The following is a 10,474-nucleotide window of genomic DNA, read 5'->3' on the forward strand; positions in this document are numbered from 1 at the left end:
ATATAATGTTATATATGATATGATATCTACAAGTTAGAAATCCTTTCTAAAGGAACACAATCTTCGAGAAGCTGTAGTGTAGGCATCTAGCCTGCTTCAAGTTTAAAACTCATTCAACCTTTCTACAGCCCCGTAATGTGCAGAAGCTTTCTAGATTAAAACTCAATCAACCGACTAACAATGAAAAAACAAGTTGTTATCAAAATACCAGGGGGCGATTTTGATACAGGTTTTCCTGTTGTACTAGAGTTTTGGGAAGACGGTAGAATTATTGCCATAGACCGCGAATGTCCTGCACTTCCCGCCCAACCAAAAATTAAGAAAAGTTATGAAGAATGGCGAGAACTTCATAGAGGTTTAGGAGAGCGAATTATTGAAGTTCCAGAGGTACAAATTACCCATAAATCGACATATCAAGAGTGTTTATCTGCAACTCAAGCCCTTGAATATACTCTAGAAAATTGGTTTAACAATCCTATATTTGGCGATATCCGAGGGCGAATTGTGGGACGTTTAAAATATGTAGCACCCAACGAATCTGTAAGAATTGTTTTGGATACCGCCAATTCTTGTTTACAAAAACTATCCTGGGATCGGTGGGATTTATTTGAAAAAGATTATTTCTTACCCAATGCGGAGTTAGTTCTTTTATCTCGATACAATCGACCTCCAGAAACCCTGCAAATACCGATTAAAATTCTGGCTATTTTTGGCAGCGATGAAGGGGGTTTGCAACTACAAGAAGATCTAAAAGAAATTCAAAACNTTCTTACCCAATGCGGAGTTAGTTCTTTTATCTCGATACAATCGACCTCCAGAAACCCTGCAAATACCGATTAAAATTCTGGCTATTTTTGGCAGCGATGAAGGGGGTTTGCAACTACAAGAAGATCTAAAAGAAATTCAAAACTTAGCTGAATATGGAGGAGAAGTTACTTGCATTCCCGAAGAAGGAGATTCCCTCAGTTTCCAAACACTGTGTAATACCCTTTATCGGGGAAATTGGGATATAATTTTCTATGCCGGACACAGTTCAGGTCAAAGCATTTGCCTTTCTAATGAGCCTAACTTACCCATCAATAACTTAAGACAAGCCCTAAGAATAGCCGCTCCTAATATTAAGCTTGCTATCTTTAATTCCTGTGATGGACTGGGGATTGCGGAATATTTAGCCGAGTTTAATATTCCCCATCTCATCGTCATGCGAGAACCCGTTCCTGATATAGTAGCCCGCAGTTTTTTGAAGTATTTTTTAGAAGAATTTATTCAAGGAAAACCCCTTCATGCTGCGGTTCGTCAAGCCAGAAAAAAATTACATCAATTAGAAGTTCCAACTGCAAACAATGAACCGTATTATCCGGGAGCATCCTGGCTACCGATACTCTTACAAAATCCGACGGCTCCTCAACTGTATTGGCCTCAACCGGAACCGGAACCCTCACCTGAACCCTCACCTGAACCTGAACCTGAAAAACCCTTAATCCAACCCAAAGTAATGATGATGTTAGGGTTAGTATTTATCGGTATTTTTATAGGTGTTTTCTGGGGAACTTCTAGCCGCTTTTTTAAGAAACCTGATGTTATTGGAGATTCTATCAGTCAGGGGGAAGAAATTGTGGTGAAGATGTTTCAACAACGGCGTAAACAAAGGGGTGTAGAACCTGTTGCCGACTGTCAGAAACCCTTGAAGTATTTTTTACCCTTTTGGAAGGATTATATTAGACAACAGTGGAATGATTGTTTTGTCACCAAACAAAGTTATCACGAAGCCATTCAACACCTTCAAAAAAGTTGGGAAGAAGAAAAACAAGATCCCGAAACTTTAATCTATCTCAATAACGCAATATTGGAAGCAACAAACGCCGATTACTATACCATTGCAGTTGTTGTTCCCACGATAAAAAATCAAGCCGGAGAAGTCATCGATGTCGAACTTGCGGAAGACATTCTGCGGGGAGTTGCTCAAGCCCAAACCGAAGTGAACTTGAATTTATTCAATGGAGATGAATCTGCTGAGTATACCTTACCCGGTTCAGATTTTCTTCAGCATAGAGACTTAAATGGAAAAGGCTTAAAAGTGATCATTGCTGATGATTCTAACTTCAAACCTCAAGCCATCAAAAATACACATAACCTCGTTAAAAACTCAGAAATTCTAGGCGTAATTGGTCATTATTCTAGTGAGATGACCCTCGCTACTTTAGATATTTACAACAAAAATCAAGTAGTTTTAGTGACTCCAGGAACAACCACCTCTGAACTCACCGAAAACCCAGAACAGTTTTTATTCCGAATTCCGGCAGTGAATTATAAGAAGGCTTATAAAATGGTTGATCTCTTGACCCAGGAAATCAAGCAGAAAAAAGTCACGATTTTTTATAATCCTGCCAGTCCCTTTTCGAGTGATTACAAACAATACTTTGAACGAAAGTTGTTAGAAAAAGGAGGAGAAGTTGTAGCTTCTTTTAACCTGGCTAGTCCTAACTTTAACGCAAAAGATGCACTTGAAAAAATGAGAAATTCTGAAGAATCCGTGATTATTTTAATACCGGATGGTCAGGTGACAAATTCCGTCAATCAAGCGCTAGAAGTGATTAAAGAAAATAAAGGTGAATATTGGATGTTGGGTAACTCCTCGGTTGACACGCCCAGAACTTTAGCGCTCGGTCAAGAATATCTAGAAAAACTATATTTAGTCATTTTCTGGCATCATTTAAACAGTTTTCAGCCCGATTTTTCGCAAATCACTTCGCAACTTTGGGGCGAATTCGTGAGTCTTCGTACCGCTTTAGCCTACGATGCAGCCCATGTTTTGATTGAAGGAATTCGCCAAAATCCCACCCGCAAAGGAATTCAAAAGCTACTTTCTAGTGAAAGCTTCAAGATTGACGGCGTGACCGGGAAAATAGAGTTTCAACCGGGAACAGGCGATCGCAAAGAACAACCCCTTGATATTGTTAAAGTTGCTGCTTGTGCAAATCAAGAGTATGGTCTTACCTTTCTCCCAACTGAGTTTTCAACACCGAAAAAAGCGGGTTTAGATTGTTCAAATCGTGAATGATATCATCTCCGATTCATTAATTATAATTTGGTAGGGGCGAGTTCTAAACAGTGAACAGTTAACAGTTACCAGTGACCAGTTTTTACAGTTAACAGTGAACAGTAATCACCTGACCAATCAATATTGATAACTGATTGCTGAAATCACTGTAAAATCTGCACTGAAATCTATGGTCACTGATAATTGTAAACTGTAATCAACTCGCCCCAAATTGAAGACAATTATTGAAAGCCCAAAAGCAACGCGCTTTGATAGAAAATAAAGCTACAAACCCAAGCTAAAATCAAAGAAAATCCGAGAGAAAATAGCGTAAACTTCCAAGATTTAGCTTCGTTTAAAATGGTCGCAATCGTTGTCAGACAAGGCGTGTACAGTAAGCAGAAAATACAAAAACTATATCCTTGAATAAAGGTAATGCTCTCTGCCATATGTGCGCCAACACTCGCTGATTGTAAGCCGTAAATAACCGCTAACGAACCCAGAACAACTTCTTTCGCAATGAAACCAAAAATCAAGGCTAAAGTCAAATAAGGATCAATGCCAATTGGTTGCATAACCGGACTGAGAAATTGACCAATTTGCCCACCAATGGTATCTAAACCTGTTGCACCGGGAGGTAAACTGGTAATCACCCAAACCGCAATACAACCGATAGTAATAAAGCCCGAAGCACGAACTAAAAACTCTCGAACTTCTCCCCATCCTCGCAGGGCAACTTGTTTAATTGTTGGGAACCGATAAGGCGGCAATTCTAACACAAAAGGATCTTCATTTTTGAACGTTCCTTGAAACAGAAACGCTGTTAAAAAGGCAGCTAAGAAACTCAGAATATAGAGAGAAAATAAGACAAGCGCCCCGTTTCCATTCGGAAAAACTGCCGCAATAATAAACACAAAAACTTGCAATCTTGCCGAACACAAACCAAACGGAATAATCAGCATGGTTAACAGTCGCAACGCCCGTGAACGCATCACCCTTGTTCCCATCAACGCCGGAACATTGCAACCAAACCCCATCATTTGCAAAACAAAACTCCGCCCATCTAAACCCAGACGCGCCATCAGTGCATCCATCAAATAAGCCGCCCGAGACAGATAGCCACTATCTTCTAAAATTGCCATCACCATAAAGAAGATAACAATTAACGGCACAAAGGAGGAAATCGTCGCAACACCCGCCCAAATTCCGTTAATAAAAAAGTCTTGAACGACTCCCGGAAACACGCTTAAAACCGGAGAAATTACCGTTTCTTCTAGCCATCCGGTGAGGCTATCCATGATATCTTGAGACGGCAACCCCACATTCCAAACAATCCAAAAAACGGCAAACATCCCCATAAAAAACACGGGTAAACCCAAGACAGGATGCAATAAAACACTATCCAATCTTGCGGTTAATGTTTGTGCCAATTGTGAGGGCATTTCCACCGCATCTTTGAGGATGACTTCGATTTCTTCAACCGAAATTTTTCCCCGTAGGGCTAAGGTTTTTTGAATATCATTAACGATAACCGGAAGTTCAATCTGTTCTAACTGATGACAAATGGTTTCATAGGCTTTCATGTAGCCTTTCCCGTATTTTGCACTAATCAGAAAAACAGGCATTTCTAAATGTCGGGATAATTCTTTTGAGTTAATTTCAACGCCATAGTGTTTGGCTTCATCCGACATATTTAACATCACCACCGCAGGCAAACCTAACGCTTTCACTTGCAGTGCCAAGCGAATTTGACGGTCAATTTGGGCAGCATTTAAAACAACAATTACTAAATCAATGGCATACTTTTCTAAGAAGATTCGGACAACGTTCTCATCTTCAGAATAACCGTTGAGATCATAGATTCCCGGTAAGTCTACAAATTCAACGGTTTCGCCATTAATTTTAACGTTGGCTTGCAGCAAATCTACAGTTAAACCCGGCCAGTTTCCCACATAGGCAGCCACCCCAGTAATCCGGCTAAAGAAGGTGGATTTTCCCGTGTTGGGCATTCCAATTAAAGCAACCCGTTTAACCGCTTTGCTGTCCCTCGGTTGAGTGACGGTTGGAGAATGACAAGTCATCGTATTTTCCCCCTTAAAGATNTTTAACGTTGGCTTGCAGCAAATCTACAGTTAAACCCGGCCAGTTTCCCACATAGGCAGCCACCCCAGTAATCCGGCTAAAGAAGGTGGATTTTCCCGTGTTGGGCATTCCAATTAAAGCAACCCGTTTAACCGCTTTGCTGTCCCTCGGTTGAGTGACGGTTGGAGAATGACAAGTCATCGTATTTTCCCCCTTAAAGATTGTGAACGATAAAGCCTCAGAATGACACTGAAGACTTTATCAAATTTTAATGAAGACCTTAATGAAGTTTTAACAGACTTTTACCCGAATCTGTGCAGCTTCCTGTCGGCGAATGGCAACTTCTGTCGTTGTACCGATGCGAACGTGCAGTGGCCCGCCAAACCAAGCCACTCTTAACACTTGAATCGGTCTATTCGGAAGAATTCCCATTGCTTCTAATCGATGAACTAAACCGTCATTAGAATGATGGGGTTGAATACTATCAACAAAGCCAACTTGTCCGGCTTTCAGTTCAGATAAACCCATAATTTCTCCTATTTAATTTGACTCAATCTGTAAAGCTGATTTTATTATTGCATTAAACTCTCAATTAAAATCATTCAGCATAAATACTCAACAGATTCTTAACAATTATCTATTTTAAATAATATAAATAGACATTCATCAATATTTAGCCATAAACCGGGTTTTTGGGGTTGGTGACTGGTACGGGATCTTGATGAATTGCCCCTAAACTGGTGACTGTAAAGACTGGTGACTGACGCTGAGACAGTCATCCTTAACTGGATTCCACAACTGTTCGAGGCGATGAGCAGGTATGGTTAAATAGAGAACATCTCCCGACTTCAGGACAAAACTTAACAACTCCCAACTGTGAATCGTCTGACAATTCGCTTCAATGTAAAGCGGCACAAAATCAACACTACGGGCAACATCTTGCACCCGTTGCCCACAAAATGGATGATTCGGTGTAATCAACGNTCATCCTTAACTGGATTCCACAACTGTTCGAGGCGATGAGCAGGTATGGTTAAATAGAGAACATCTCCCGACTTCAGGACAAAACTTAACAACTCCCAACTGTGAATCGTCTGACAATTCGCTTCAATGTAAAGCGGCACAAAATCAACACTACGGGCAACATCTTGCACCCGTTGCCCACAAAATGGATGATTCGGTGTAATCAACGTGGCTAAGGCAACCCAAAGACTATCGGCGGTAATTCCATTCCCTAAAATTCGCCCTCCAATCGCCGCCGCCGCAAACGCAGGGGCCGCTATTTCCGTCGGACTGAGAACCGTTTCAAAGTCAAATACTTGTTGTTCCATCAGGGCAAATTGAGGGTCTTGACTGCGAACCACAACGCGAATTTTCGGGGCTAATCCTTTCGCACTCAAGGCAATTTCTAAGTTTGCCATATCATCACTTGTAACCGCTAATACGGCTTCTGCTTGTTTGATATTGGCAGTTTCTAAAGTGGTTGAAAGACTCGCATCTCCTTTAATAACCGGAATTTTTAAAGCCTCTACAATACTAGAAAATCGAAAGTTCGGATCGCGTTCAATCGTGACCACTTCATAGCCATTTGCCCGTAATTGTTGAGCGATGCGTAAACCCACTCCCCCCAAACCACAGATAATATAATGATTGCGTTCAGGAATCCTCGTGGCGTTGAGGTATTCGGTTAAGCGAGTTCCCAGTACAAAATCATTCAGCAACGCATAACAAATTCCCACGACACCCGCACCGACTAACATCATCACGGCCGTAAAAATTTTAATGCTTTCGGGTGCATTTTCAGCTACTTTTTCATTTCCCCCCGCTCCGGTAATCATCCCCACCGAAAAATAGAGAGAATCTACAATAGAGTTGTTGAGATTGATGCTAACATAGGTGACTGTGGCGATGAAAATAATCAGCAGTAATAAAAGAATCACTAACACGGCGGATCGACCATGTTGCTGAAATTTTTGCAGACTCTTTCTCAGTTTGTTTAGGGTTTGTAGAAGAGAAAATTTGGGTTTGCGAATATCAGGTTTACTGGCGATAATTAAGCGATCGCCGACTTTGAGTTGTTTCCCTTCGATCACGGCGGAAACTAAATCGAGTTGAGTATTAATCGGCAGATAATAAATCAGCATCCGGGAACGATCGGCCCAAAGTTCCGTTAGGGTTCGACCTTTCCAGGGATGTTGATCATCAATCCATTCTTCTTGAATCGGCCAGTAAGCGTTAAACAGTTCCAGTTGTCCGATGGCGCGATTTCCCAAGGCTGCAAAGGTAAATACAGGCGCCGCCAGGGCAGAGACGCTCATAGTGGTATGATTAGGCAGTGTTTGATCGAGGCGATCGCCTAAATTGGTATTAAACAGACGATTGATAATGCGAATTTTGGGGTTGAGAATTTGCGCCTGCATGAGTATCGCCAGGTTTGTAGACTCGTCACTCCCGGCTAAAACGAGGGTCTGGGCGCTTTGAATTCCGGCAGCCAGTAAGGTCGAAGCGGATCGCAAGTTGCCGACAACCAGATCTGAACCCTCTCCTTTGATGGGGGTTTCATTTACTCCGACAACAAAAGCCCCCTGCTGTCGCAACAGACAAAAGATCTTGTATCCCGTGTCACCTAAGCCACACACAATTATGCGAGGTTTCATATTCTGTTAACTCGCCTCAAGCCCAAAGAAAACAATTTATTATAGACCCAACAGCCTTCAATTTTTTATTAAATAAATCAAAAAAACTGTATCGAGTAACACCAGAATAAAATTAACCTTCAAAAAGGAGAGTTGGCTGGGGAAGTTAAATCCTGTTGTGTCTGTCTCAAAGACAACAGTATCCTCGACTAAAAAATTCTATGATAAAAACTTGAGACGGTTCACCGGAACTTCCAGAGGAAACCTCAGCCCAAAAACTCATTTTTTAAATAAAAATAGGCGAGTTTTAAATAGACCTCTACTGTCCGGTTAACTCATCGGCATTCAGCTCAGGGAGAGGTTGTTGAAGTTCAATGGCAGACCAACCCTCCTCGGAATTTGAATGATAATTCTCGAGTATTTTTCCCGCAAACCGTAATCGATTTTGATCTTGAAGTTTCACCAACTCTTCTTGATAGGAGGCAATAATCCTGGCGAGACTGATGGCAATCTGATCCCAACTCTCATCGCCAACAATTTTATCAGCAATCCCTTGGAATAAGTCTGTTTGCTTACTGTTCTTGACGTATTCTTTGAGACGTTTACCGGATTTTTCTAAGGCGGCTTGGTAAACTTCCCCATTCGACCACCAGATTCCCGGCTGATTCAATAACCAAGTCAATATATATTCTGGGGCGTGTTGTTCCTTGACCCAAGTTGCTAGATGTTTTAACTCTTCCATTTGGCTTTCACTCCAGATTTTTCACCGACTCAATTCTACTGCATTGAGCCAATTTCGTTCGTTTGGTATTCAAATACACAATGAATCTTAAAAAAAACCTGATCTAAATTATACAAAAAAAGAATCAACGATACAGTGAAAATTAAATTCGTGCATTCACCCACGACTCAATTTAGAGCGAGCAGATACATATGTCAAAGCAGAAATTTGGTGTAATCGGTCTAGCAGTGATGGGTGAAAACCTAGCACTCAATGTTGAGCGGAATGGTTTTCCCATCTCTGTTTACAATCGCACTAGATCCAAAACTGACGAGTTTATGAAAACGCGAGCCGTTGATAAAAACGTGTTCGCCGCTTACAGCTTGGAAGAATTTGTTCAGTCTCTCGAGCGTCCCCGCAGAATTCTGGTGATGGTGCAAGCCGGAAAAGCCGTCGATGCGGTAATCGAGCAGCTTAAACCCCTACTCGATCAAGATGACATGATCATCGATGGAGGAAACTCTCTCTACGATGATACTGAGCGTCGTACCAAGGAACTCGAAGCGACTGGCTTAGGATTTGTCGGAATGGGCGTCAGTGGCGGTGAAGAAGGCGCTCTTTGGGGGCCTAGCATGATGCCAGGAGGAACAGAAGCCTCCTATCGCGAACTCGAACCCATTTTAACCAAAATTGCGGCTCAGGTCGATGACGGCCCTTGTGTGACCTTTATTNACGATGATACTGAGCGTCGTACCAAGGAACTCGAAGCGACTGGCTTAGGATTTGTCGGAATGGGCGTCAGTGGCGGTGAAGAAGGCGCTCTTTGGGGGCCTAGCATGATGCCAGGAGGAACAGAAGCCTCCTATCGCGAACTCGAACCCATTTTAACCAAAATTGCGGCTCAGGTCGATGACGGCCCTTGTGTGACCTTTATTGGCCCAGGAGGGGCAGGTCATTACGTGAAGATGGTTCACAACGGGATTGAGTATGGCGATATGCAGTTGATTGCAGAAGCCTATGATTTACTCAAAAATACAGCCGGACTCACCAACGAGCAACTCCATGAAGTCTTCGCCGAGTGGAACACCACCGACGAACTGAACTCTTTCCTGATTGAAATTACCGCCGATATCTTCAAAAAGATTGACGATCAAGGCACGGGTAAGCACCTGGTAGACTTGGTAATGGATTCTGCCGGACAAAAGGGAACCGGACGCTGGACAGTAATGAGCGCTTTAGAACTGGGAGTTGGTATTCCCACGATTATTGCGGCCGTTAACGCTCGGATTATGTCCTCTTACAAGGATCAACGGGTTGCAGCTTCTAAAGAATTACCCGGACCAACCGGAATGTATGAAGGGGATACCAAAGCCTTCGTCAATATGGTTCGCGATGCCCTCTACTGTTCTAAGATTTGTTCCTACGCTCAGGGCATGGCTCTGTTGGGTAAGGCTTCTCAAGAATATAACTATAACCTCAATCTTGGGGAAATGGCTCGAATTTGGAAGGGTGGTTGTATTATTCGAGCTGGATTTTTGAATAAGATCAAAAAAGCCTATGACGAAAATCCTCAACTCCCCAACCTGTTGCTTGCTCCTGAGTTTAAGCAAACCATTCTTGATCGTCAAGATTCTTGGCGGCAAGTGTTGATCGCGGCGAACAAGTTTGGGATTCCGGTTCCGGCGTTTAGTGCATCCTTAGATTACTTTGATAGCTATCGTCGGGCGACTCTCCCGCAAAACCTGACTCAAGCTCAACGGGATTACTTCGGCGCTCACACCTACGAACGAACTGACAAATCTCGCGGTGAGTTCTTCCACACCGAATGGACACAGGAAGAAAAGTCTACGGTTGGCGTGTAGTTTGCTGTTAGAAACCGGGTTTCTTAGTGGAGAAACCGGGTTTCTCAGTCTATGATGGCAAATGTTAGAAACCGGGTTTCTGCTTACTTTTGGCTTCTTCGCCTAGATGTTTGCTGGAGAAACCCGGTTTCTC

Annotated in this window: 5 protein-coding genes and 5 pseudogenes; 4 read left to right on the forward strand and 6 right to left on the reverse strand. The window is 42.5% G+C overall.

Annotated elements, in window-relative coordinates; translation table 11 throughout:
• Positions 1–180 precede the first annotated feature (180 nt).
• Both WN50_RS00615 and WN50_RS00620 read left to right on the forward strand, forming a co-directional pair.
• A pseudogene (locus tag WN50_RS00615) lies at positions 181–765 on the forward strand (ABC transporter substrate-binding protein); the annotation flags it as partial.
• Positions 766–874: 109 nt separating this feature from the next.
• Positions 875–3,061, forward strand: a complete 2,187-nt coding sequence (locus tag WN50_RS00620; protein ID WP_049557379.1) for an ABC transporter substrate-binding protein — start codon at positions 875–877, stop codon at positions 3,059–3,061.
• Between the two features lie 221 nt (positions 3,062–3,282).
• On the opposite strand, the gene feoB is transcribed toward WN50_RS00620, so the two are convergent.
• The 6 genes and pseudogenes from feoB to WN50_RS00650 form a co-directional block, all read right to left on the reverse strand.
• On the reverse strand, positions 3,283–5,142 hold a 1,860-nt coding region (feoB, locus tag WN50_RS00625; RefSeq protein WP_342586717.1), incomplete at its 5' end, for a ferrous iron transport protein B.
• A gap of 1 nt (position 5,143) precedes the next feature.
• Positions 5,144–5,323: pseudogene (locus WN50_RS37255) on the reverse strand (FeoB small GTPase domain-containing protein); the annotation flags it as partial.
• Between the two features lie 90 nt (positions 5,324–5,413).
• Positions 5,414–5,650, reverse strand: coding sequence for a FeoA family protein (locus WN50_RS00635; RefSeq protein ID WP_046280859.1), 237 nt, complete (start codon positions 5,648–5,650; stop codon positions 5,414–5,416).
• 204 nt (positions 5,651–5,854) lie between these two features.
• Positions 5,855–6,105 (reverse strand): annotated as a pseudogene (locus WN50_RS00640) (potassium channel protein); the annotation flags it as partial.
• A gap of 1 nt (position 6,106) precedes the next feature.
• Positions 6,107–7,779: pseudogene (locus WN50_RS00645) on the reverse strand (NAD-binding protein); the annotation flags it as partial.
• A gap of 298 nt (positions 7,780–8,077) precedes the next feature.
• Complete coding sequence (locus WN50_RS00650; protein WP_046279464.1) at positions 8,078–8,500, reverse strand: hypothetical protein; 423 nt, start codon at positions 8,498–8,500, stop codon at positions 8,078–8,080.
• A gap of 191 nt (positions 8,501–8,691) precedes the next feature.
• On the opposite strand from WN50_RS00650, the gene WN50_RS35625 reads away from it, so the two are divergent.
• A partial coding sequence (locus WN50_RS35625; RefSeq protein ID WP_235440785.1) for an NAD(P)-binding domain-containing protein occupies positions 8,692–9,210 on the forward strand: 519 nt, incomplete at its 3' end.
• Between the two features lies 1 nt (position 9,211).
• Positions 9,212–10,341 (forward strand): annotated as a pseudogene (gene gnd / locus WN50_RS00655) (decarboxylating NADP(+)-dependent phosphogluconate dehydrogenase); the annotation flags it as partial.
• Positions 10,342–10,474 lie beyond the last annotated feature (133 nt).

This window comes from Limnoraphis robusta CS-951 (assembly GCF_000972705.2).

Bases quoted from the DNA above. Each gene is read 5' to 3' on its own strand.
- WN50_RS00635 (WP_046280859.1), bottom strand. From the start codon at position 5,650: ATGGGTTTATCTGAACTGAAAGCCGGACAAGTTGGCTTTGTTGATAGT.
- WN50_RS00650 (WP_046279464.1), bottom strand. From the start codon at position 8,500: ATGGAAGAGTTAAAACATCTAGCAACTTGGGTCAAGGAACAACACGCC.